General features: G+C 40.4%; 22 protein-coding genes. 10 read left to right on the top strand and 12 right to left on the bottom strand.

Annotated features, from left to right (window positions below):
• The first annotated feature begins 215 nt into the window (after window positions 1–215).
• From CHA01nite_RS18610 to CHA01nite_RS18585, 6 genes are all read left to right on the top strand, one after another.
• Window positions 216–1241 carry a rod shape-determining protein gene (locus CHA01nite_RS18610; RefSeq protein WP_027381028.1) on the top strand — a complete coding sequence of 342 codons (1026 nt, stop codon included), beginning with the start codon at window positions 216–218 and terminating at the stop codon, window positions 1239–1241.
• A 30-nt stretch (window positions 1242–1271) separates the two neighbouring features.
• Window positions 1272–2126, top strand: coding sequence for a rod shape-determining protein MreC (gene mreC / locus CHA01nite_RS18605; protein WP_146944179.1), 855 nt, complete (start codon window positions 1272–1274; stop codon window positions 2124–2126).
• On the top strand, window positions 2119–2625 hold the full coding sequence (locus CHA01nite_RS18600) for a rod shape-determining protein MreD (RefSeq protein ID WP_146944177.1): 507 nt from the start codon (window positions 2119–2121) through the stop codon (window positions 2623–2625). The genes mreC and CHA01nite_RS18600 overlap by 8 nt, the downstream gene beginning before the upstream one ends.
• Window positions 2622–4676 (top strand): penicillin-binding transpeptidase domain-containing protein, encoded by a 2055-nt coding sequence (locus CHA01nite_RS18595; protein WP_146944175.1) that lies wholly within the window; start codon window positions 2622–2624, stop codon window positions 4674–4676. Before CHA01nite_RS18600 ends, CHA01nite_RS18595 begins: the two co-directional genes overlap by 4 nt.
• On the top strand, window positions 4651–5880 hold the full coding sequence (gene rodA, locus CHA01nite_RS18590) for a rod shape-determining protein RodA (RefSeq protein WP_146944173.1): 1230 nt from the start codon (window positions 4651–4653) through the stop codon (window positions 5878–5880). Before CHA01nite_RS18595 ends, rodA begins: the two co-directional genes overlap by 26 nt.
• A 266-nt stretch (window positions 5881–6146) precedes the next feature.
• The gene (locus CHA01nite_RS18585) at window positions 6147–6731 is read left to right on the top strand and encodes a pentapeptide repeat-containing protein (RefSeq protein ID WP_146944171.1); all 585 of its coding nucleotides are present in this window, start codon (window positions 6147–6149) and stop codon (window positions 6729–6731) included.
• Between the two features lie 134 nt (window positions 6732–6865).
• Here CHA01nite_RS18585 and CHA01nite_RS18580 read toward each other — a convergent pair whose 3' ends face one another.
• Both CHA01nite_RS18580 and CHA01nite_RS18575 read right to left on the bottom strand, forming a co-directional pair.
• The gene (locus tag CHA01nite_RS18580; protein WP_146944169.1) at window positions 6866–7579 is read right to left on the bottom strand and encodes a C40 family peptidase; all 714 of its coding nucleotides are present in this window, start codon (window positions 7577–7579) and stop codon (window positions 6866–6868) included.
• Between the two features lie 469 nt (window positions 7580–8048).
• Entirely contained in the window at window positions 8049–10244 is a 2196-nt protein-coding gene (locus CHA01nite_RS18575; RefSeq protein ID WP_146944167.1) for a glutamine synthetase III family protein, read from the bottom strand.
• A 467-nt stretch (window positions 10245–10711) separates the two neighbouring features.
• Between CHA01nite_RS18575 and CHA01nite_RS18570 the strand changes: the two genes are divergently transcribed.
• The 3 genes from CHA01nite_RS18570 to CHA01nite_RS18560 all read left to right on the top strand — a co-directional run bounded on the left by CHA01nite_RS18570 (window position 10712) and on the right by CHA01nite_RS18560 (window position 15334).
• Window positions 10712–12397 (top strand): DUF6909 family protein, encoded by a 1686-nt coding sequence (locus CHA01nite_RS18570; RefSeq protein ID WP_146944165.1) that lies wholly within the window; start codon window positions 10712–10714, stop codon window positions 12395–12397.
• A 520-nt stretch (window positions 12398–12917) separates the two neighbouring features.
• The gene (locus CHA01nite_RS18565; protein ID WP_146944163.1) at window positions 12918–13394 is read left to right on the top strand and encodes a DinB family protein; all 477 of its coding nucleotides are present in this window, start codon (window positions 12918–12920) and stop codon (window positions 13392–13394) included.
• A 98-nt stretch (window positions 13395–13492) separates the two neighbouring features.
• Window positions 13493–15334 (top strand): M1 family metallopeptidase, encoded by a 1842-nt coding sequence (locus CHA01nite_RS18560; protein WP_146944161.1) that lies wholly within the window; start codon window positions 13493–13495, stop codon window positions 15332–15334.
• A gap of 305 nt (window positions 15335–15639) precedes the next feature.
• Here the strand turns inward: CHA01nite_RS18560 and CHA01nite_RS18555 are convergent, their stop codons facing one another.
• Window positions 15640–16242: a hypothetical protein gene (locus tag CHA01nite_RS18555; protein WP_146944159.1), complete on the bottom strand. Its 603-nt coding sequence runs from the start codon at window positions 16240–16242 to the stop codon at window positions 15640–15642.
• A 148-nt stretch (window positions 16243–16390) separates the two neighbouring features.
• On the opposite strand from CHA01nite_RS18555, the gene CHA01nite_RS18550 reads away from it, so the two are divergent.
• Window positions 16391–17149: a type III pantothenate kinase gene (locus CHA01nite_RS18550; protein WP_146944157.1), complete on the top strand. Its 759-nt coding sequence runs from the start codon at window positions 16391–16393 to the stop codon at window positions 17147–17149.
• A gap of 30 nt (window positions 17150–17179) precedes the next feature.
• Here the strand turns inward: CHA01nite_RS18550 and CHA01nite_RS18545 are convergent, their stop codons facing one another.
• From CHA01nite_RS18545 to CHA01nite_RS20595, 9 genes are all read right to left on the bottom strand, one after another.
• Window positions 17180–17362 carry a hypothetical protein gene (locus tag CHA01nite_RS18545; RefSeq protein ID WP_146944155.1) on the bottom strand — a complete coding sequence of 61 codons (183 nt, stop codon included), beginning with the start codon at window positions 17360–17362 and terminating at the stop codon, window positions 17180–17182.
• A 142-nt stretch (window positions 17363–17504) separates the two neighbouring features.
• Entirely contained in the window at window positions 17505–17936 is a 432-nt protein-coding gene (locus CHA01nite_RS18540) for a nucleoside deaminase (RefSeq protein ID WP_146944153.1), read from the bottom strand.
• The gene (locus CHA01nite_RS18535) at window positions 17936–18541 is read right to left on the bottom strand and encodes an energy transducer TonB (RefSeq protein WP_146944152.1); all 606 of its coding nucleotides are present in this window, start codon (window positions 18539–18541) and stop codon (window positions 17936–17938) included. Before CHA01nite_RS18535 ends, CHA01nite_RS18540 begins: the two co-directional genes overlap by 1 nt.
• A 5-nt stretch (window positions 18542–18546) precedes the next feature.
• The gene (locus CHA01nite_RS18530; RefSeq protein WP_228458456.1) at window positions 18547–19176 is read right to left on the bottom strand and encodes an energy transducer TonB; all 630 of its coding nucleotides are present in this window, start codon (window positions 19174–19176) and stop codon (window positions 18547–18549) included.
• 48 nt (window positions 19177–19224) lie between these two features.
• Window positions 19225–20145 carry a helix-turn-helix transcriptional regulator gene (locus tag CHA01nite_RS18525; protein WP_146944150.1) on the bottom strand — a complete coding sequence of 307 codons (921 nt, stop codon included), beginning with the start codon at window positions 20143–20145 and terminating at the stop codon, window positions 19225–19227.
• Window positions 20146–20477: 332 nt separating this feature from the next.
• Window positions 20478–20651: a hypothetical protein gene (locus CHA01nite_RS20600; RefSeq protein ID WP_170234773.1), complete on the bottom strand. Its 174-nt coding sequence runs from the start codon at window positions 20649–20651 to the stop codon at window positions 20478–20480.
• Window positions 20652–20866: 215 nt separating this feature from the next.
• Window positions 20867–21397 carry a hypothetical protein gene (locus CHA01nite_RS18520; RefSeq protein WP_146944148.1) on the bottom strand — a complete coding sequence of 177 codons (531 nt, stop codon included), beginning with the start codon at window positions 21395–21397 and terminating at the stop codon, window positions 20867–20869.
• A gap of 831 nt (window positions 21398–22228) precedes the next feature.
• Window positions 22229–22612, bottom strand: coding sequence for a hypothetical protein (locus CHA01nite_RS18515; RefSeq protein ID WP_146944146.1), 384 nt, complete (start codon window positions 22610–22612; stop codon window positions 22229–22231).
• Window positions 22612–22896 carry a CdiA C-terminal domain-containing protein gene (locus CHA01nite_RS20595; RefSeq protein ID WP_228458457.1) on the bottom strand — a complete coding sequence of 95 codons (285 nt, stop codon included), beginning with the start codon at window positions 22894–22896 and terminating at the stop codon, window positions 22612–22614. Before CHA01nite_RS20595 ends, CHA01nite_RS18515 begins: the two co-directional genes overlap by 1 nt.
• Window positions 22897–23106 lie beyond the last annotated feature (210 nt).

Below are 23106 nucleotides of genomic sequence, written 5' to 3'. Positions count from 1 at the left end.
AAATTGAAGTAGGTAAGGGATGTGGTCTGTGCCGCTTTTGATATTGAAAAATCTTGAATCTGGTTGAAATCAGGCTCTGTAAATCCTTCACGTAAAAGTTAATAACCGTATGGAAAATTTAATAAAATTTTAACCAAATTAAATGCACGTGAAATTTCTTTAGATGTCTTAAATTTATATCTTTGTACTTCCTTAAAATACCAGAAGTAAAAAGTATGAGTTTATTCGATATGTTTACGCAAGAGATTGCGATAGACCTTGGTACTGCCAATACCCTTATCATCCATAATAATAAAATTGTTATAGATCAGCCGTCGATTGTTGCTATTGAACGTTCTACAGGCAGGCCGATTGCCGTGGGTGAGCAGGCAAAACACATGCAGGGTAAAACTCATGAGGACATCAAGACGATCCGTCCGCTGAAAGACGGGGTCATCGCCGATTTCCATGCTTCTGAACACATGATCAAGGAATTCATCAAGAAAATTCCGGGAATCAAGGGTAAATTCATCCAGCCTGCTTTAAGGATCGTGATCTGTATTCCTTCAGGGATTACGGAAGTTGAAAAAAGAGCGGTAAGAGACTCGGCACAGAAGGTAAATGCCAAAGAGGTCCGTCTGATTTACGAACCGATGGCGGCAGCTATAGGAGTCGGGATCGACGTTCAGAAGCCGGAAGGGAATATGATCATTGATATCGGTGGGGGTACTACGGAAATTGCTGTAGTGGCACTGGGAGGTATCGTCTGCGATAAATCCGTGAAAATTGCCGGTGACGTATTCACTAATGATATTGCTTATTATCTGAGGACACATCATAACCTTTACATCGGGGAAAGAACTGCAGAGCGGATCAAAATCGAAGTAGGTTCTGCCGTGGAAGACCTGGATGTGGATATTGAAGATATTCCGGTACAGGGAAGAGACCTGATCACAGGGAAACCGAAAGAAATCATGGTGGGTTACAAGGAGATTGCCAGGGCACTGGATAAATCCATTATCAGGATTGAAGATGCCGTAATGGAAACGCTTTCCTTAACGCCTCCGGAACTGGCAGCAGATATTTACAAAACAGGAATTTACCTTGCAGGAGGCGGTGCTTTGTTGAGAGGCCTTGCAGACAGACTGCATAAAAAGACAGGCCTGCCTGTATTCGTAGCAGAGGATCCGTTGAGAGCCGTTGTAAGAGGAACAGGTATCGCGCTTAAGAATATGGACAAATTCAATTTCCTGATTAAATAATTCTAACTTTTACGAAACAAACACATCTGAATGGGATTTTTGCTGAGATTATTTTCAAAGAATGCACTTTTTGTCTTCTTTATATTTCTGCAAATCATTGCTCTTATTCTGATATTCTCTAAAAATGCAATGCAGCAATCCTGGATTGCAGGCCAGTCGGCTGCGCTGAATTCCTGGGTTTCCGGATATATTGACGAAGGGGTTTCATACCTTAAGCTCAAACAGATCAACGAAGACCTTGTTACTCAGAACAAGGCTTTAATGGTTGAACTTTACGGGAAACAGGGGGCGAAAAATCCGATGTTCAGAAAGGTTCACGATACCTTGGGCGGTGGCCAGATCTATACTTTTGTAGACGGGGAAATCGTTTTCAACAGCATCAACCGGAGAAACAATTACTTCACAATCAACAGAGGGCGACGGGACGGAGTATTTCCACAGATGGGCGTCATGGCCCCGAAGGGAATTGCCGGCATCGTCATCAATGCGACCGACAGCTATGCACTGGTGCAGTCGGTTTTAAGCGTTAATAAAATCAGGATCAATGCCGCTTTGAAAAATTCGGGTTATTTCGGAACGCTTACCTGGAGCGGAGAAAACTCCAGGGTCATGCATCTTGCCGATATTCCCAAATATGTTGCCCTGAAAGTAGGGGATACTGTGGTAACCGACGGCAAATCGGCCATTTTCCCGAAAGGGGTAATGATCGGAACCATTGCGGGCTACTCGGTTGATAACAAAACGGGCTTCTGGGATATTTCCGTGGAGCTTAGTGAAAAGATGGGTGCTCTAAGCAAAGTGTATGTCGTGAAAAACCTGAAGAAAGCTGAAGTTCAGAAAATTCAGGATACCATGCAGACTGTAATAAAAAAGGAAAATGATTAGCAGGACTTTATTTACGGACATATTGATTATGATATTCCTGGTGGCACTACAGATTTTTGTGCTGAACAGGATCACGATCTTCGGGAAATATACCCCGGTGCTGTATCCTGTATTCGTTATGTTTTATCCTTTTTTCAGAAATAGATTCCAATTTTTAGCTTTAAGCTTCCTGATCGGTTTATCGGTTGATGCATTCCTTTACTCATGGGGGATCAATGCTTTCGCAACAACCCTGATTGCCTATTTCAGGACTTTGATTTTCAGGACTTCCACCGATACTTCTACGGATTTCTTTTCCTTTCAGTCGCTTCAGTGGGCGCAGTTTTTGCTCTTTCTGTTTTCAAGTATTTTTTTACACCAGCTTTTGGTACAATATATAGAATTCTTTAAACTGAGCAGATTTTTTGAAATATTGCTTAATGTGTTGGTAACTAGTATAATTTCATTTATCTTTATTGTTATTTACGCATTAATATTTAAAATCAAACAGAAAGTTTGAACACACGTTATTTAAAAATCTTTTCCGCACTTCTTATTCTCGCCCTGATTTTTATAGCGAGAATTGCTTATTTACAGCTTTTTACAGACCGGTATGCACTGAATGCGGCCAATACTTCCATTAAAATCGAATATGTTATTCCGCAACGGGGCGTTATCTTCGACCGGAACGGAAAAATCCTTGTCGGTAACCAGCCGGCTTATGAAATTTCTTTCACCCAGGCACTGATGAGGCCGGATTTCGATACGTTAGGATTCTGTAATCTGATGAAGATCTCGAAGAATGATTTTATCAGGACCATTGAGAATATCAAAAAAGAAAAATACTATTCCAAGCTGACCCCGATGACGTTTATGAAAAACCTGAGCCGGGAAGATATCGCCAGGGTACAGGAGATTATCTTTAAATATCCTGCGTTCAGCATTGTTTCCAGACCTCAGCGTCAGTATGAAGTATCTACTTCCGGAAACCTGCTGGGGTACACCAGTGAAGTCAACGAAAGGGAAATCAAGAAAGATTCGGCCTATTATCTGCCGGGCGATTTCATAGGAAAGACAGGAATTGAAAAGGCTTATGAAAAAGAGCTGCGGGGCGTGAAAGGAATGAAGTACATCCAGAAAGACATCCGGCTCCGGAATGTAGGTCCTTACAAAAACGGATCGCTGGACAAAGATGTCATTACCGGAAAGGACATTACCCTCACTATCGATTATGACCTCCAGCGGATGGCGGAAGAAATGCTGGTGAACAAGCATGGAGCCATTGTAGCCATCGACCCGAATAACGGGGAAGTGCTGGTGGCGGCCACAGGCCCCGATATTGATCCTAACCTGTTTACCGGGCCAAACAAATCAAGAAATTTATACGCTTTATCAAAAGATACGCTTTACGAAAACAAACCTACTTTCGACCGGTCTCTGCAGGCTGCATATCCTCCGGGTTCCACATTTAAACTGCTGACCGCTTTAGCAGCCATGCAGATGGGCGTGATGGATGAAAATACGATTTTTCCCTGCGGCGGCGGATTTTATTATAAAGGAAAAAGAATTAAAGGCCACGGCGGTGCAGATCCGCTGATCCCTTCCATCCAGGTATCCAGCAATTGTTTCTTTACGTATGCCTTTATTGCCATCCTTAAAAAATATCCGCTGAATCCTTCGCGGGGTGTGGATGAATGGAAAAAGATCATGAGCAGTTTCGGAGTCGGCGAATTCCTGAATAACGACTTTGCCGTGGGGGCGAGAGGCAGGATCCCTTCCGGAGATTTCTATGAAAAAAGATTCAAGGCCATGATCAAAGCCAGCGGTTCCAAAAGAACGGATTTCAAAAACTGGGATGAAATGTCTACCGGTGCCATCTACAACGGGATGGGGCAGGGAGATGTCCTGGTAACCCCGCTTCAGCTTGCCAATTATGTATCGGCTATTGCGAACAAAGGCTGGTATTATACGCCGCATATCGTCAAAGGAATCGACGGAAAGCCGAATCCGGATCCGAGATTTAAGAAAAAACATTACACGCTGGTCGACAAAAAGCATTTCGATCCGGTCTTACGGGGAATGGAAGCCGTGGTACTCAGAGGGACGGCGCACGGCTTAAAGTCAAGTGATTTCACCCAGCTGGCCAAAACCGGTACAGCGCAGGTGCCTCAGGGAAAAGATAACTCTATTTTTGTATTAATTGCTCCTGCTGACAAACCGAAGATCGTAGTAGCAGCTGTTATGGAGCATGCGGGATTCGGTGCCACCTGGGCAGGCCCGGCCGCTACGGTGATTGCAGAGAAATATATTACCGGTGACGTAAAGCGTGATTTCCTTTATAAAAAGATGGTGACATCCAGTTTTATGCCCGAATACAAAAGACAGTGGATTGCCGACCTGAAACGTAAGGGCCTTTATAAGCCCAGCGAAGATTCCATTAAGCAGAAAAGAATTCAGGACAGCCTGAAGCTGGTAAAAGAGCAGAAGGAAAAGCTGAAGAAAAAAATAGACGAAGAAAATAAAAAAATACAAAAACGGTTAAGCAATGAAATGGGCAGAAGGAATAGATAAATTGGGTCTCGGCCTGTATTTCCTGCTTTGTGCTTTTGCCATTGCAAATATTTACAGTGTAGACCAGAAACTCGGCGAAAAACAATTGATGTTTTTCGGGATTTCCGTGTTTGTAGGATTGGTAATCTTTGTCGGAAGAAGCAAGTTCTTCGAAAACATGTCGGGGATTATTTACATCGGCGGAGTTTTGCTTTTAGTCGGGCTCTTTCCTTTTGGTAAAGAAATTCTCGGACAGAAAAACTGGTACAAATTCGGAAGTTTTACGATGCAGCCGGTAGAGTTTGCCAAAATCGGGACCGCTCTGATGCTGGCCAACTATGTTTCCGGGCCGGAATTCAATCTGAAAAACAGAAAGTCTTTACTGACAACACTGGCGATTATCGGCGTTCCGGCGGTCGTAGTCCTTGCAATTCCCGATGTAGGATCCATGCTGGTTTTCATCGCATTCTTCATCGCATTATACCGCGAGGGCCTGAGCGGAATGTTGTTCGGGATCGGATTCTTATTTGCCGGCGTATTCCTGATTTCACTGGCGGTGGATCCGATCTGGGTTGCGCTTGCCATTGTGGTGATTATCGGCGGTTATATTGCCCTGAATTATTATAAGATGTCATGGAATGTTATTTCCATTTCGGGTATTGCCGGTTCTGTGATCCTTTTATGCGGACTGGCTTTCGGTTCGCCTTATATTTTAGAAAAGCTGCCTAAGCACCAAAGGGAAAGGATTGAGGTTCTTTTCAAGGGGGAAAAGGCATTCCGGGATACTTCGGGTTATAATTTGCTATATTCCAAAACGGCCATCGGTTCCGGAGGACTCTGGGGGAAAGGATACCGGGAAGGTTCCGTTACCCAGGGGAAATTCGTTCCGGAGCAGGAGACCGATTATATTTTCTGTACCGTGGGTGAAGAATGGGGGTTTGTAGGAAGCGCCGTCTTAATCCTTTGCTACATGATCTATATCGGGCGGATCTATTACCTCGCAGAACATCAGAAATCAGGCTTTAACCGCGTATTCGGGTATTGCTTTGCCTCGATCCTGCTGATGCACTTTACGATCAATTTAGGGATGGTCATGGGGCTTTTCCCGACGGTAGGGATTCCGCTGCCGTACTTCAGTTACGGAGGAAGCTCGCTGCTTGCCTTTTCAATGATGACTTTTATCTTTTTTAAGCTGAATTATTCAGATAAGAATAGTTTGGTGTAAAGGTCTGAAAGAAGGATAAGAAATGCAGGAAGTTACAATCCGGAAATCTATCATATAAAGAATGAATTTTATCGTGAATTCAATGATATTTATTTAAATTCAATTAATTAAAAAACAGCAATTCGAGATCGTTCAGGTTTTCAGACGGAGCAAGAGCCAACCGGTAGTCCTGTTTCTAACATCCGGAATGGCTGATGATCCTATTGACCGGAAAAATTTCCTACCCTGAGCTTCCCTCATCCAACCCATTAAATCATGCCCAAAATATGATGACAGGCAATTATTTTTCAAATCAAAATTTCGAAAATAAAGACTTTACAAAGGAACCCTTTGAAAGAGGGGAATATGAAAACTGTACCTTCCGGCACTGTACTTTTGAATATGCCGATCTTTCCCGGTGCAGTTTCAACGACTGCGGATTCACCGGATGTAATCTGAGTATGGTAAAACTGGGATCTACGGCTTTCCGGGAAGCCGTTTTTAAAGAATGCAAGATGTTCGGATTGCAGTTCAGTGATTGTAATGAATTCGGACTGTCTTTTCAATTTGAAGACTGCCTGCTCAACAGTTCTGTTTTTTATAAAACTTCAATTAAGAAAACCCGATTTAAAAATTCTAACTTAACGGAAGTTGATTTTTCAGAAGCCGATTTGTCCCATGCGGTATTTACCGGATGTGATTTGTCAGGCGCAGTTTTCGATCGTACCAATCTTGAAAAGGCAGATTTCAGAACTTCGGTCCGGTATTCCATCAACCCTTCTTTAAACAGGCTGAAACAGGCTAAATTTTCGCTTTCTGAGGTACATGGTCTGCTGGGTCATTTACATATTGATATAGACAGGAACAGCTGATTGACGGGCTGGAGCAGCAAAGACCTGAGTTATCCTTAATAATCCAAAGGCCAGGGAACAGATATTGGTTATAAAAAATAAAAAAACCATCAGATGATGCTGATGGTTTCATTATTTAAATCAATTATTTAAAATTAAAAACTTGTTCCGTTGGAAGCGGGGGTCGTTGTTGCCAGGTTGTTGTAGGCTTCCCCGTTCGCGTTGATGATTCTTTTTCCGAACCTGTATTTTGGTCCCCAATATGAATCATTCAGTGATGAAATCATGACTCCTTTTGAGGTAGCGGCATGAATAAATTTAACTTCACCGTTTTCATCCACACTTTCCACGATACCTACGTGAGAAATTCTTCTTCCGTGAGAAAAGAAAATAAGATCTCCTTTCTGAAGGTTTTCTTTGTCTATTTTTTCACCTTCTTCAGATTGAGAGGCAGCCACTCTCGGTAAGCTGAGTCCTGCAGCCGCTCCGAAAACCGAAAGAACAAAAGCGGAACAGTCGATCCCGTTTCTGGTCATTCCTCCGTAACGGTAAGGCGTACCGATATAGGTTTGGGCTTCCGTTAAAATGTTGTCGATGGTTGTATTGTGTTTGATTGCCTTTGCAATCTCGGAATTTTTAATAGAATTTTTGGCGTTTGCCAGAGCAGCCGTTTTTTCTGCCAGGAAGGAGTTGATGAGTTTCTGCTTATCTTGCTCCATTTTGTTTGTTTCAAGGGAAGCAAGTTTGGCATCTGATTTGTACTCTTTTGCGTAAGTTGCTGGTTTTGAAACGACGTAGTTGGTAACACAAGACTGCAACGATACTGTAGAAACGAAAGCGACTAGATACAATAAAACTCTTTTCTTCATATATATTTGATTACCGTGTTAAAAGGATAGTATATTTTCAAAAGCAATACAAAAATATAGAATCCGTCTAAAAGCACCTTGGTATGACAATTGTCAGGTTCTTTATTTAACACATTTTAACATATTTTTTAAGTATGTTAAAGAAAAATAAACCGCAACCGCCTGTTTTAGGTAGGCCTGCGGTTTTTTTTATTAAGATTCTTTAACAAAATTATTATCAAAATCAGTAATAATAAGCATTCGTAAAAAGATTATTTCAAAAATCAGGCTTATAATATCTGTTAATAAACTATTGATTACAAGCTTGGTTTATGCCTTTAATTCCACTATTTCTGTTTGTTGTGTTGGTTTATGATCTATATTAACATTTGCAATAAATCATTAAAATATTTTTACCGGCACTTCATGGTAAACCAAAAAACTCTCCGGCAGAACCGGAGAGTTTCACTAATATGGAACTTTACAAATGTTACTTTGTAAATAACATTTCTCTGTATTTCGTCATTGGCCAAAGCTCGTCATCCACCATCATTTCAAGATTGTCGGAAGCGTCTCTGATGACGTCGAATAAAGGCTTTACCTTATTGCAGTAGTCTTCTGCCTGTTTCTGGCTTTCCGTTACGGCTTTTGCTGCTTCTCTTGCTTTAATCAGGTCTTCTACGCCTAACTTGATAATGGAAACATTCTCGGAAATGCTGGTGATAAGACTCATCTGCTCTTTTGACAGGGCTTTGAATTCTTCATCTCCGAAAATTTCTTTCAGGCCTTTCACGTTTTCGATCAGTCGGTTCTGGTATTTTAAAGCCGATGGGATGATGTGGTTTCTGGCGATATCGCTTAAAACCCTTGCTTCAATATCGATAACGGTAGAATATTTCTCCAGTTTGATTTCGTTTCTTGCCTCTACTTCGCGATGGTTGAAGATTCCCATTTCCTCATATAAATCAAGGAATTTCTGGTTCATTTCCTGATTAAGCGCCTCAGGAGTGGTTTTCCAGTTGTTCAGGCCTCTTGCTTCGGCTTCTTTCGCCCAGTCGTCAGAATATCCGTCTCCTTCAAACATAATATTTTTGCACTGCTTGATGTATTCTCTCAGTACATTGAAGATGGCTTCGTCTTTCTTCAGTCCGGTTTCGATCAATGCATCCACTTCTTTCTTGAAATCGGCCAATTGTTTTGCGGCTATGGTGTTCATTACCGTCATGGATTCTGCGCAGTTTGCGGAGGAACCTACGGCTCTGATCTCAAATTTGTTTCCGGTAAATGCAAAAGGAGACGTCCTGTTTCTGTCGGTATTATCCAGCAGGATTTCAGGGATTTTTCCAACGACATTCAGTTTTAGATCCGTTTTTTCGTCCGGTGAAAGTTTTCCTTCTTTTACTTTTTCAAGCTCTTCCAGAACTCTGAACAGCTGGCTTCCGATAAATACGGAAATAATGGCAGGCGGTGCTTCGTTGGCCCCCAATCTGTGGTCGTTGCTTGCGGAAGCGATGCTTGCTCTCAAAAGATCCGCATACTCGTGAACCGCTTTGATGGTGTTTACGAAGAACGTTAAGAACTGTAAATTTTTCTTAGGGTTTTTCCCGGGACTTAAAAGGTTTTCTCCGGTATCGGTGGCCAGGGACCAGTTGTTGTGCTTTCCGCTTCCGTTTACGCCGGCGAACGGCTTTTCGTGGAAAAGGATGTGGAAATGGTGTCTGTGGGCGATTCTTGCCATCACATCCATCAAGAGGGAGTTGTGGTCTACCGCAACATTTACTTCCTCAAACATCGGGGCCAGCTCAAACTGGTTCGGAGCCACCTCGTTGTGTCTTGTGGTTACCGGAATTCCCAGTTTCATACATTCGATTTCCAGCTCTTTCATGAAATTCATGACCCTTGTAGGAATAGAACCGAAATAATGGTCGTCCAGCTGCTGTCCTTTTGCAGGGGAATGCCCCAATAAGGTTTTACCCGTTAGTACAAGATCCGGACGGGATTGGTATAATGCGGAATCAACCAGGAAATATTCCTGCTCCCAACCTAAGGTAGGCGTTACTTTGGTTACGTTTTTGTCGAAATACTGCATGACATTGGTGGCTGCTTCGTCAACTGCGTTCAATGCTCTTAAAAGAGGGGCTTTATAATCCAGTGTTTCTCCGGTATACGAAATAAAAATCGAAGGGATACATAAGGTAGTTCCCATAATAAACGCCGGGGAAGTAGGATCCCACGCCGTATAACCTCTTGCTTCAAAAGTGTTTCTGATCCCTCCATTCGGGAAAGAAGATGCATCCGGCTCCTGCTGGATCAAAAGGTTTCCGCTGAATCTTTCGATCGCTCTTCCCCCTTCGATCGGAGTGAAAAAAGAATCGTGCTTTTCTGCGGTAGTCCCCGTTAACGGCTGAAACCAGTGTGTATAGTGGGTTACCCCCTTGCTCATGGCCCAGTCTTTCATCGCTACAGCTACCTGGTCTGCAATGTGTCTCTGGATTTTGGTCCCTTTTTTCACCGCATCCATGATGGAATTGAATGCTTCTTTCGTTAAATATTCTCTCATCGTTTCTTCTGAGAAAACATTCTGGCAGAATAATTCTGACAATTTCACAGGAACTTCAACGGAATTATCTCTTCTAAAGTCCTTGAATGGTAAAGTTTCTAACGCTTTGAATCTTAAAGTTGACATATTAGGTTTGATTTTTACGGGGCAAATTTACAAAAAAATTAGATTGAAAATATTTTTACCCCAAAAATTTAAGGGGTTGTTTTTAAATTTAACTAAAAATTAGCTTTAAACGGCTTGTGAAATCTGGTAAGGGCCTGAAATTTCGATACACTTAAAATTGAGTTAACAGAATGGTAATAATTCCTGCTTCAAAAAATAAAAACCAGCGGCCGTTCAACAAAATTGAAGAAGAATAACAAAATTGGAAAATGTATGAATTATCTGATGCAATGTGAAATTCTTTTAATATAAAGAAAAGGTATTCCGGAATTGCCATCTGCTTTCAGCGAAAGTATTATATTTAAGGAAAAAAGGAGGCATAAACCTGCTGACTGGCGTATTTCTGATTAAGTATTTGTTTTTCAGTATTTTAATATAATAAATATATTTTCCGTAACTTAGCAGACTTTTTATAAAAATTTTACTATATGACAAATTCCAGAGCAAGAGAAACAACCGAGGCTATTGAAAGACTATATATATCTATGAGACACCTGTTTTATAGAGGTTTTTTCAAGCCGGGCGGAGTTTCCGGAGAAAGCATCAGAAGTTTGTTAAAGACCATTAATCCTGAGATTTATGGAAGCATGAATGTTCCGAGTAAGCTGGAACTGAATGGGTTGATGTATGTGCTGGACAGACTTCCGGAAGGGATTGAAGAATGCGCTTTCATTCACCTTACTTCAGATGAAGGTTTTGATAAAGGAAGTTTCGAACCGATTGTCCCTAAAAAGAGAAGAAGAAACTGCTACCGTATCGACGAGCACCAGATGAATATTGAAGTACTGTTGGGCCGATCCGAAATTTATGATATTCTTACCCACCTCACCTTTTTATTTATAGAAGCGGATAAGATCCGTCATCTGGCTTTTGCCCAGGACGAAAACTGGAAGCCGACCCGGGCTTTCAAGATCATCGAGGAAGTGGTGAAAGGCGAGAAGAAATTCAGCAGGAAAGAGAAAGAAGTGGCCCTGATCCACCTGTCTTCTTTAATAGGGAGGACTTTTGATGAAACCTTAAGGGCATATAATACTTTCGGAGACGATAATAATCCGGACCGTCTGTTCAAAATCATCTATAACCTGGCAAAAGTAAGCCTGGAAGACGCCAAGCAGACCCGGGAGCGGGAAATTCATTTCAGCTCAATCCTCAGGGAAAGGGTAGGGCACCACTATTTCGGTGAAAAATGGGCCCATAAAGTGAAGGAGGTTTTGTATGACAACGATCTTCACATGCGCCCGCTTCATATTATTTCTGCCAATATGCATTCCGTAAAAAACATGCTGTACGGGAATGATGCCCTGAAGAAAAAAGATTCCAAAGAAGTAGATTATAAGCTGTACGGCGAGATCTCCGATAAAAAAGACCTTCGCGACAAAGTGTCCAAATATGCTCTGGAGGAAGGAATGATTTATATTAATGATAAGAGCGGAAGCAATATCGATGTTCAGATCATCGATTTAAGCAAGACCAATCTTAAAAATACGCCTTTCAGCGATATCAAGTATGGGGGAGACGATGTGATCATGGTTTTCGATTACGCATTCGGGGAGCAGGCTTTTGAAGTCATGGACGAATTGCTGAGGCCTTTCGAGCATAAAGGGGAAGTCTATATGATGAAAGTAAAATCGGTATCAATCATGGGGAAAGCAGGGATTCTTGCCGGAGGAAAAGGCGACATCATGATCCCGACGTCCCATATTTTTGAGGGAACAGCCGATAATTATCCTTTTGAAAATGCTCTGAAACTGGAGGATTTCAAAGATGATGAGTTGCTGGCCTTCGAAGGGCCGATGATTACCGTTCTGGGAACCTCACTTCAGAACAGGGATATCCTTTCTTACTTTATGAATACTTCCTGGAAAGCGATCGGGCTTGAAATGGAAGGCGCCCATTACCAGAAAGCCATTCAGGTAGCTTCGAAGATCAGGCACCATATTACCCCGGACCTGTTTGTAATGTATGCTTATTATGCTTCGGATAACCCATTGGAAACGGGAAGTACGCTTTCTTCAGGAGGATTGGGATTAACAGGAGTGAAGCCGACTTACCTGATTACCTTAAAAATTCTTGAGAAAATTTTACGCAGCGCAAAAAAAGAGCTTTTCGCTTAATATAACGTGAATTCGGCTATACCAATATCATATTCAGGTATTTACTTAGTTCAAAAATAAAATCAAAGCTGATTCAGCCAGGATTATGGATAGAATTCCTCCGGGTAAAACGAGTAACAGTTCACACTTCTGATAGGATTTTATCCTATCCTGTAATAAGCCATCCCTTCGGGATTTTAAAACAATATAAATCAGATCCTGGTTTGATGCTGTTTATTCAGGATTAAATAAGAATTCACCTGATAGAATGGCAAAATATTTAGTTTGATTATCAAGACCTCCGGATCTATTTTTGACAGGAGAGGCTTCCCGCATCCAGCTTCCCTCTTCCAGCCTGTTAACTCCGGTTCTTCTTCGAGTTCACGTTAGTATAAAGTCTGATAATACTTATAATCCTTCAAGTTTAAAAACCTTGAAGGATTTTTTATTTCCCACGAAATTTCCCAGATGTCTGTTCATTTTATCAGGGTTGTCAATTAGAGGTAATGAAAAATAATTATCTTTAAAAAAATTACGATATATGAGTACCGTATTACAATTAGTCAAAAGATTTCGCGAAGTATTGCTGGACGGTGTATGGATCGCCAATACCAATTTCAAAGACCAGCTTAAAGACGTAACCTGGAAACAGGCCGTAATAAAAGCCGGATCGCTGAATACCATTGCCCTGCTTACCTTTCATATCGATTATTACATCGCCGGATTGATCCGGGTTTTTGAAGGTGGTGATCTGGAGATCAGGGATCGATACAGTTTCGATCTTCCGCCGGTTGAATCTCAGGAACAATGGGAATCATTGGTGAATAAGCTTATGAGTGATGCTGAAAGGTTTGCCGTCCTACTGGAACAGATGCCCGATACTAAGATGAATGAACCCTTTGTGGCTGAGAAGTACGGGACTTACCTCAGAAATATTGATGGAATGATTGAGCATTGGTATTATCATCTGGGGCAGATCACTTTAATCAAAAAACTATTAAGCTCAGATTTGATTTAACCATTGCCTTAACTTTGATCTAAAGTAAACGGCCTCATCATCCCTCTTGTTTGAGGTTTTTATTTTAAATACTTATCTTTAGAAAAATAAAATTTTAAATGAAAAAATCGGTTGCAATCCTGTTTGCGTTTATCATTTCACAGTTTCACGCCCAGCAGGGATCTTATTATCAGCAGAGTGCGAAATACAAGATGGATATTGATGTCAATGCTGAAAAATTTACCTATGAAGGAAAACAGACTTTAGACTATAAAAACAACTCGCCGGACGTACTGGATGTTGTGTACTTCCATCTGTATTGGAATGCCTTCAAGCCCGGCTCGATGATGGATCAGCGGGTGGCCGGACAGGGAAAGAACGGCGATTCCAGATTGCAGAAAGACGGGATTTCAAGGCTGGCTTCCATTCCTAAAGACCAGGAAGGCGCGCAGAACATCCACTGGATCAGGCAGAACGGAAAGATCCTGAAGTACGAAATCCAGGAAACCGTGATGAAGGTGTACCTGGCAGAACCGGTTAAGCCGAATTCATCAACGACGTTTATTTTGGAATGGGATGCCGTCATCCCGCAGCAGATCAGACGGAGCGGCAGGAACAACCGCGAAGGTGTGGATATGACGATGACCCAATGGTATCCGAAGATCGCCGAATACGATTACGACGGATGGGCAACTTTTGATTATATCGGAAGGGAGTTCCATGCTCCGTTCTCGGATTTCGACGTTACCATTAAAATCAATAAAGATTATGTCATCGGTGCAGGCGGAATCCTTGAGAACCCTGCGGATGTAAAAGGCTATGATGCCAATGCCAGGATCAGAGCTGATAAAAATAAAGCGACATGGAGATGGACGGCAAAAAATATCCTGGATTTTGCCTGGGCGGCCGACAGGGATTATATCATTAAAAGCTTCGAAGTTCCCCAAGGTCCTAAGGTCTTTCTGGTCTATCAGAACAACGACAAGACAAAAGCCTGGGAAGAGGCACAGCCTTACCTTACAAAATATTACCAGCTGATGAATGCCCACTTCGGGAAGTATGCATATCCTACCTACGCCTTTATTCAGGGAGGCGACGGCGGAATGGAATACGGAATGTGTACCATGATTTTAGGGGAGGCTAAGAATATTGAAGGGCTGATGGGATTAATGGCCCATGAAGGAGCCCATTCCTGGTATCAGCAGATGCTGGCGACCAATGAACCGATGCGTCCGTGGATGGATGAAGGATTTACCAGCTATGCCGAAGGCTATGTCATGAATCAGCTTTTTCCGCCGGCCCAGAAACTTCCGAATCCGTTTTTTAACTCAATCAATGCCTACCGGAATTTCGTTAAGAAAGGAATTGAAGAGCCTGCGGTCTGGCTGGGCGATCATCATGACAACGGAACTTCATACACCTATGCTTCCTATGTAAAAGGGGAATTGTACCTGGTGGAACTAGGCTACATTATGGGTGAGCAGAATCTTGCAGAAACCCTGAAGCAGTATTACGACCAATGGGCACTGAAACATCCTTCCGACCGGGACTTCCTGCACATCGCGCAGAAAGTTTCGGGGATGGATCTGAAATGGTTCCAGAATTACTGGATCAATACCACCAAAACCATCGATTACGGAATCAAGGATATAAAGTATGATGCCAAATCCACAACCATTACACTGGTGAACAACGGACAGGTTCCGATGCCGATTGATTTCAGCATCATGACAGCCGATAAAAAAATCTTCAATTATCAGATCCCGATGAATATGACACATACCTGGAAAACAAAGGATGCTTACGGAGATTTCAAAACAATGCCGTACTGGCCATGGACCCAGAAGGAATATACCCTTACGGTTCCTTACACAAAATCCCAGCTGTCTATGGTGGGAATCGATATCAGCCAGAGGCTTGCGGATGTAAACCCGGATGATAATTTTGTTGAAGTGAAATAATTTAACGTGACCCCTGAATTGGAAATCGGATCAACAGGCTGTAGGAGGGAAGCTGGATGCCGGAAGTTTATCTTGTCAGGATTATTTTCAAAAGTATTCCTTATCAGATGAGGTCCTGAGGTACTTTATAAATAGGAAATCTGCTTAAAATCCTGATCCACCCGGTTGAATTTCAACCTTTCATTCCAATTGACTGAAATAAATTAGATACCGTCGGAGTTGCGTTGATTTAATCCTGATCATATATTTAAATCCCCGGAGAAATTTTTCTCCGGGGATTATTTTTTATAATTTCCTCTCAAGGCTTATTTAATTCCGAACTGTTTTACCATCCAGTGATTCGCATGGTTTTTGAGAAGGTCATTTTTAATGGCCTCATCATGGGTGTTTAGATAAACATATACTTTCAAAGGAACAGAGTCAGGATATTTTTTCAGTCCTTCCAAAGCAGTCGCTCCGGCCTCTTCTTTTTTATTTCCGCTTTCTAAAGCTTCGTATTGGTAAACATAAATAATAGCCGGAATCTTTCCGTAAACATTTCCGGTTTCATCTTTCAGCAGCTTTATGGCAGCCATCTGAAACCCGGCATTGGGCGTTTTCCCGACCGCTGCCGTCTGGCTGATGTGCTGTTGGTACATCAGAAAGAGCATCAGAAGATGAAGGTTTTTGGTATCCGGGTCAGCAGCAAGCTTCTGGGTTCTCGCTATGGTTTCTTCGGTCATTTCATCATTTTCAGCCTGGAGGGTTTCATCATAAAATTCGTCAAGGAGATGATAAATGGTCTTGTCGTTACCGTCAATTTTGGATTCCTTTTTTATTTTTTCAAATACTTCCGTGACTGCCGCTGCCGTTTGTGCAGAAATATTCAGTCCGGTAAAAAATAACAAAAGGAAAAACAGCTTTTTCATGGGATGCAGTGCAGTTGGATGATTTTAGTTTTTAAATATAGATAATTGTTTTGAATACACCGCAAAAGTATAAACGGTAGTTTTAGTAAAATCATTAAATTTAACGCTTTAAAATTAACCTAAGATTTCGGTCTTTTAAAATAGATGCATGAATTCAATCGTAATCAACATAGGCAACAGCAATATCCGGTTCGGACTTTTTAACGGCGATAACTGTGATGTTTCCTGGGTAATCAATACAAAACCTTACAGAACACCGGATGAATTGTATGTTCAGATGTCGATGCTTTATCAGACGTATAAAATCGAACCGAAGGAAATCCGTAAAGTCATCATCGGTTCTGTGGTTCCTCCGCTTACCAAAGTAATGAATGCTGCAATTAAAAAGATCCATGACCTTGAACCCGTAATTGTTGACCGGACAACGCCATCCGGAGTTGTGGCAAAATCCAAACAGATGGGAACGGATATCTACGCCAATCTTGTGGCGGCACATCATATGTATCCCGACCGGAAAAAAATCGTGCTGGATTTCGGAACGGCCCTTACGGCAAGCTGTGTTGCAGAAGACGGAGAAACATTAGGGGTCATTATCGCGCCGGGAATTGTTACCGCTCTGAATTCGCTGATTGCGCAGACTGCCCAGCTTCCCAGCATTGAACTGGTAAAACCGAAAACCGTGTTGGGGCTGGATACCGTTACCTGCATGCAGAGCGGGATGGTCTACGGTTTTCTCGGAATGGTGGAAGGATTCATCGACCGGATTAATAACGAAGTGAATGATGATTGTTTCGTAGTGGCAACAGGCGGCGTTTCCCATGTTTACAAACCGCTGACGGACAAGATTCACGTAATGGACCGGCTTCACACCTTAAAAGGATTGTACTTCTTAGGGAAAGATAAATAAAAAACGGCCTTAAGGCCGTTTTTTATTTTATTAGATTCCGCCGCAAGGCTCACATTCAACCAATGGATATACCCATGTTCCATTTTCATCTTGGAAAGGCATGTTTCTGCATCCAACTTTTTTTTGACCTGTGTTAGGATCTGTATAAAAACACTGGTCTGGTCTGATTCCACCATTAATTTTTGCTGTCTCTTTTCTTGATAACTTTCTCATAGTGATTATTTTAATTCTAAATCTTATCAAATATAATCATTAAATCAATATAAAGGGATTTTTTATTGTAAATATTTTGATATTTATTATTAAATCAAATAATAGTTGTGAATATAAGGTTAATAGGTAATAAAAATTATGATTATCTTTTCGATTTGAAAAATTCTTTAACAATTAAAGAGCATTCATTTTCTATAATCCCGGTAACGATTTCGGTCTTTGGATGAAGGCTGAGGTGCTTGTTGATAAAGCCCCGCTGTTCATCCCTTGCCCCGATAACAACTTTAGAAATCTGTGACCAGGCCAGCGCCCCGGAACACATCACACAGGGTTCCATGGTTACATACAGGGTGCAATCCTTCAGGTATTTCCCGCCCAGAAAATTAGCGGCTGAAGTAATGGCCTGCATTTCGGCATGTGCAGTGACGTCATTCAATGTTTCCGTGAGGTTGTGCGCCCTTGCAATAATGCGGTTGTTGGAAACGACCACACAGCCAATCGGGACTTCATCCTTTTCAAAAGCAAGTTCGGCTTCCTGGAAAGCCATTTTCATAAAATATTCGTCGGTAAACATTAATCAAAATTTAGGTGTAATGGAATTCTGAATCGGTAACGTACGGGATATCCGTTTATTTTTGCCGGCTCCCATTTGTGTTCCGTAAGATATACGGCAAGTTGAGCCTGCCTGTTGAATTCATTATCAGGTCCGGTTGCTTTCACCTCTGTAATGCTTCCGTCCCTTTCAATGATAAAAGTAAGTTCAGTGCTTATTTTACCTTGAGCCTCAATATTCCCTAAGTAAAACTTTTCGCCGACTTCCCGTCTGAAACCGTCGTTTCCGGTAGGGTATTTTGCGGGGATTTCTGCATTTTCTTCAGCTGTTGGCGATGTTTTAGAATCGAAAGTGGATGGAGAAGGATTCTGTTTAATGTTCATAAGCTCCAGAAGATATTCTTCATTTCTTTCAAATTCTAAAGAATATAATTCCTGTTCCTTTTGTACGGCAAGCTGTTCAAGTTCTTTCTTTGTAAGTTTTTTGATGTCAACCGATTTATACCGGGATAAAATACTTTCAAAGCGGGGAGCGTACTTTTCGCGGATCAGGCGAAGACCTTCCGTCTGCTGTGAATGGTAAAAACCGAACGACAAAAAAGAAAGCAAGAGCAAATATTTCTTCATAAAAATTATTCGATATTCATGGTCAAAGGGAGCTTAAAACGATATCGTATGGGATTGCCATTGATGATGGCCGGAGAAAACTTCTGTGAAATTGAATAGACTGCAATTTCCGCCTGCCGGTTGAACGTGAAATTTTCACCCTCTGCCTGAACGTTGGTAATCCGGCCGTCCCGTTCTACAATAAATGCGATATTGGCTTTTACGGTCTTGCTTTCGGAATATACGCCTCCAAGATAGAAAAGGTCTGCCACTTCCTTTCGGAGCTCGTTGATTCCCCCGGGATAATCTGCAGCTTTATCGATGATAACCGAAGGAGAAAGGGAGGTTTCTGCAGGTAAGGTTTTATTCAGCAGTTTTAATTTATCCAGGTCTTCCAGGTTTTTTGTCTTCAACAGTGCTCCGGTAAGTGCCACGTTTTCGATGCTGTCCATCTTTTCCATAAACAGCAGGTAATCCTGTTTGATAGAAGCTTTATGGAAATTATTTGCTTCGGCATCAAACTTTTTTCTGAATTCCTTACCCAGCATGGACCGGTGCTGGTTGTAATAATTCTTAATAAGTCTGAATTCCTCGGTCTGCTGGGAAAGACAAAACGATGAAATAAAGAAGAATAGATAAAAAAGGAAGGCTTTCACTTGGATATATTTATGTAAATGTAATCAAAAAATCAGAACCCCTGCACGTTAATTCTCAAGGTAACGGTTCAGGGATTCCTGCAGGTGCCTGCGGATTTCTTCAACTAACATTTTGGGCTCCAGAACCTGGACTTCCTTCCCGTAAGAAAGGATTTCCTGCATAAAGTCGTACGTCGGATGAAGGAAGAATTCAAAGAAAATCTCTTCCGGGGTTTCTTTCGTCTCTTTCTGGGACTGGTGGAGGGGAAAGCTTCTGATATATTCACCCTGATGCCTGCTGCATCTTAATACAATGGTCTGAGGGTGCTGCTCAGCCAGGTTCATCACCCCGAAGGAATTTTTAAAATGTTCCCTGAAATTGTATTTGTATTTTTCGCGGAACTTGTTCTTTGAGACATCCAGATAATTGATGCGGTCGAGCCCGAACGATTTCAGCATTTTATCCTTGGTGTCTACTGCGATTAAATACCACCTGTCTTTGGATTCCTTTAATGCCAGAGGATGCACTTTCCGGGAAGACATGATTTTGTTTTTATAGTTGTAATGTTCAAACAGGACAATTCTCTTGTTACGGATGGCAAAAAAAAGATCATAGAAATGCTCTACTCCCGTAGGTTTACGGGTTTCGAAAAAAATCAGGTCTGAAAAATCCGGATGGAGGTTTAAGGCATTGCTCACCTGAAAAGATTCCAGCAGCTTCTGGTTGTATTCATCCACTTCCATGACCGGGCGGCTTTCGATATAATACCGGTTGTCGCCTTTCTTTTTGTTGTGAATAGACAGATTGAAAAGATTCGCAATCTCCCGGATATCCCGCTGCAGGGTGCGGATCGAATAACTTTTGATCTCGGCATCCTGGAATTCAAAAGAGTTGATCAGGTACTCTTCCAGCTGCGGATAGGTAGCCGGTGAAGTTTCCAATCTCTTGATAATAAGTGCGTATCTCGTCAGGTAAAAGTCTTTTTTCATGCTGGGTATTTAATGCTGCCGCGTGTTATCTGTCTGGCCGGGCGCAACACGGACGTCTCATTGCTAAAAGTTTATACCACAAATATATGAGGTTAATGCGACAAAACTTGTCGTATTTTATTTTTGTTTAAAAAATTAACAATGAAATTACCGGAAATAAAACATCATGATGCCGGCTTATACTATTTTCCGGTTTTTCTATGACCAATCCTTAAATATTGCCTTAAAAAGGCTCCGGCTGTCTGTATTTTGCGAATGGTAATTCAAAGGACGAGGCCTTAAAATATTATTGATGGGATTATGAGGCCCGGACAGCTACGGTGCAATAAAGCTTAATCAGAAAACTTTTCTTCGGGCGTATGGTTTTCAGAATCCTGGCGGAAAAAATTTTCAATATCGTTTAGGTAATTGTAAGAGTCCAGTTCGGCATTTTCAATGTCGATCCATTCAATGGTGTAATGATCTTCACTGAAGAATAGATCGGATTGGTGATTTGGTGTTTCCATGTTTTTCTTTGGTATTAATTTCAGATAGCTTTATAGTGCTGTTTTGTTTTCATCATCCAAAGGTAGCAGCGGGAAACGTCAAAACTTGACGTGTTATTTTTTAATTTCAAAAAAAATTAAAAATTCTTTCAGGAGGTTCCTGATGAACATAAAGATGACACCTAATTTTCTTTTTTTGTAATTAAAAAGCCGCCTTACAAGGAGACGGCATCTGTTTATTCTGGGAGCTGATCTGGATTAAGTTGGATCAACAGTCCTTTATCAATTACTTTTATAGTTTGTAAAATCTCGTCCTGAAAAGAAAAAACGGTTTCTCCGGAAGTATGTTGTTCCTGGTAGGTTTTGCCCAATAATCCCTGTTTTACCCAGTCTTTCGCATCAGGCTGTGGAGAGGAGAATTCCAGCCTTACTTTATTCAGATTGTAATAATCTTTATCTTCTATAAAATAAATACTCTTTATATCAGCAGCCTTACGGAAACACTTACCTTCTATACATTCTTCTTTTTGCTCGTCCCAGCTCAATTCAGCTCTTATATTGGAGTAATTTACAGGATATTCTTTCTTGAAAATATAAATTAAAGTAGTTACAAATTCTTTAGTGCTGCAATTCATAATATATTCAAGAAATTCGTCTTCATCGGGTAGCATTTCTACATATTTTGGATCGTCATATGCAGTTTTATCCAGAGCCCATCTGTAAATGTGTTCGTAATAAAGCCATTCTGTTAATTTTTGATCTATCATTTTTTTTCTGTAATTAAAAACCGCCTCATTAAGAGACGGCTTCTGTTTATTCCGGAAGCTGATCCGGATTAACCTGGATTAATAATCTTTTATCATTAACTTTTTATAACCCGTAATATAGTTTCTGTTTTTTATGGGCTTTGAATCATTTTTATTAAGCTTAATTTATTTAGTAAAATTTTAATTATCAATTACTTTCAACAAAATTTTTAAAATCGTTTAAAAATTTTATTAAATCATCATGATAAATTCGAAGTGTAGTGGTATTTGGATCTTTTTGTCCAGCTCTTTGTGCTAACATATCAATTATTAAAACTCCTTTTTTATTCGCAAACAGTTCTAAATCTTCCGATGACCAGTTATATTCATTTCCATAGGATTTTGTTTTTGATAATTGTACACCTTCTATAATTTTTTGAATTTTATTTGACGTCCATCCTCAACTGTCAAAATTAGTCAATATTTCCTTATCAGAAGTGATGCAGTAAATAGTTATACCATCCCAATCTTGTTTTTTAAAATTATAATTCAATTTTTTTTATTTATAATAGTGGATATGCATTTATAATATTTCCTATATCATCAACTTCAATTAATATATCAAAATTCCCCAAGGAATCTTTGAACTTATACTTTTTAAATTTACTATTGACAGAGTTAGAATCTAGTCCTATGCCTTTTGCAAAAGAATTCTCATATACTAAGGCCATCTCTTCTTTATTCTTATTTCGTTCAGTTTTGTATATGTTTAATCTTGGAGCACCGATTTTTAATCTGTACTTTAAGATTTAAATTTGAAGCGATAAATTTGCTGATTAAATAGATATACTGTTATAGATTATCATAAAAATCGGTATCGTTATTTCGCGTAATGACTCCTTTTTCTCTTTTTTCAAAAATAAAATCCCCGTTAAGGTCAAAAAAATAATCTTCGTTAGGATAAATATCATTACATATTTTATGAACAGTTTGTAATAATGATTTTCTCAACATAATTGAATTTGCCTCTTTATCAAGAACGTCAAATGAAATAAAAGAGGCTTTTCCTAAATTTAGATCAATATATTCTCCATTAAAATAACCTTCTACATATCCGAAAACTGATGATGAAGGGTGCGATATTAAAAAAAGAGGATTTGTATTATTAATTATTTTATTAAGTTCCTTCTTTTCGTCTAATTTAGTTTTGAATTTTAAATAATATGTAAGTCCCATTATTTTGTAATTTTAATATGATTAATTTTTGCATTCTTTGTAATATACATTACTTCTTGTAAATTTTCAATTTCCCAATCTGAAAATTGTTTTTGAAGTTTAGTAATATCACCTTCCCAATTTTTAAGATTTAAAACAACCCTTTTTGTTTGACCTTTCAATACTTTGTTTTCTACTTCGAACCAAATACCTCTGACGCTTTTATTTTTTTCGAAAGGGGAGTAGCAATCAAAAATTTCTCCTTCAATTTTGTAGTCTGGGTTTTTTAATGTGCCATTTACAATAGGATTCTGTTCAAAATACTGAGAAGTAAAATGCAGGACTGCTGGGGAACTGTATGTTTTTTAAGGATATGTTATTGACGTAACCTTTCGGAATACGTTTTCAGGATTGCGATGATTTTCATTTTCATGTGTTCTTTTGGTGTTGAAGTAATACCTATTGTATGCACTTGTCTTGTTGGATTGATTTACTAGGGTTTTGTTTTGTGCTCC

Source organism: Chryseobacterium hagamense, assembly GCF_007991455.1.
Lineage (GTDB): Bacteria > Bacteroidota > Bacteroidia > Flavobacteriales > Weeksellaceae > Chryseobacterium > Chryseobacterium hagamense.
Note: the sequence above shows the minus strand (reverse complement) of the source record. Positions and strands in the feature narration are given on the sequence as shown.

Coding starts and splice junctions, on each gene's coding strand:
- CHA01nite_RS18610 (WP_027381028.1), top strand. CDS start 216: ATGAGTTTATTCGATATGTTTACGCAAGAGATTGCGATAGACCTTGGT.
- mreC (WP_146944179.1), top strand. CDS start 1,272: ATGGGATTTTTGCTGAGATTATTTTCAAAGAATGCACTTTTTGTCTTC.
- CHA01nite_RS18600 (WP_146944177.1), top strand. CDS start 2,119: ATGATTAGCAGGACTTTATTTACGGACATATTGATTATGATATTCCTG.
- rodA (WP_146944173.1), top strand. CDS start 4,651: ATGAAATGGGCAGAAGGAATAGATAAATTGGGTCTCGGCCTGTATTTC.
- CHA01nite_RS18585 (WP_146944171.1), top strand. CDS start 6,147: ATGATGACAGGCAATTATTTTTCAAATCAAAATTTCGAAAATAAAGAC.
- CHA01nite_RS18580 (WP_146944169.1), bottom strand. CDS start 7,579: ATGAAGAAAAGAGTTTTATTGTATCTAGTCGCTTTCGTTTCTACAGTA.
- CHA01nite_RS18575 (WP_146944167.1), bottom strand. CDS start 10,244: ATGTCAACTTTAAGATTCAAAGCGTTAGAAACTTTACCATTCAAGGAC.
- CHA01nite_RS18570 (WP_146944165.1), top strand. CDS start 10,712: ATGACAAATTCCAGAGCAAGAGAAACAACCGAGGCTATTGAAAGACTA.
- CHA01nite_RS18565 (WP_146944163.1), top strand. CDS start 12,918: ATGAGTACCGTATTACAATTAGTCAAAAGATTTCGCGAAGTATTGCTG.
- CHA01nite_RS18560 (WP_146944161.1), top strand. CDS start 13,493: ATGAAAAAATCGGTTGCAATCCTGTTTGCGTTTATCATTTCACAGTTT.
- CHA01nite_RS18555 (WP_146944159.1), bottom strand. CDS start 16,242: ATGAAAAAGCTGTTTTTCCTTTTGTTATTTTTTACCGGACTGAATATT.
- CHA01nite_RS18550 (WP_146944157.1), top strand. CDS start 16,391: ATGAATTCAATCGTAATCAACATAGGCAACAGCAATATCCGGTTCGGA.
- CHA01nite_RS18545 (WP_146944155.1), bottom strand. CDS start 17,362: ATGAGAAAGTTATCAAGAAAAGAGACAGCAAAAATTAATGGTGGAATC.
- CHA01nite_RS18540 (WP_146944153.1), bottom strand. CDS start 17,936: ATGTTTACCGACGAATATTTTATGAAAATGGCTTTCCAGGAAGCCGAA.
- CHA01nite_RS18535 (WP_146944152.1), bottom strand. CDS start 18,541: ATGAAGAAATATTTGCTCTTGCTTTCTTTTTTGTCGTTCGGTTTTTAC.
- CHA01nite_RS18525 (WP_146944150.1), bottom strand. CDS start 20,145: ATGAAAAAAGACTTTTACCTGACGAGATACGCACTTATTATCAAGAGA.
- CHA01nite_RS20600 (WP_170234773.1), bottom strand. CDS start 20,651: ATGGAAACACCAAATCACCAATCCGATCTATTCTTCAGTGAAGATCAT.
- CHA01nite_RS18520 (WP_146944148.1), bottom strand. CDS start 21,397: ATGATAGATCAAAAATTAACAGAATGGCTTTATTACGAACACATTTAC.
- CHA01nite_RS18515 (WP_146944146.1), bottom strand. CDS start 22,612: ATGGGACTTACATATTATTTAAAATTCAAAACTAAATTAGACGAAAAG.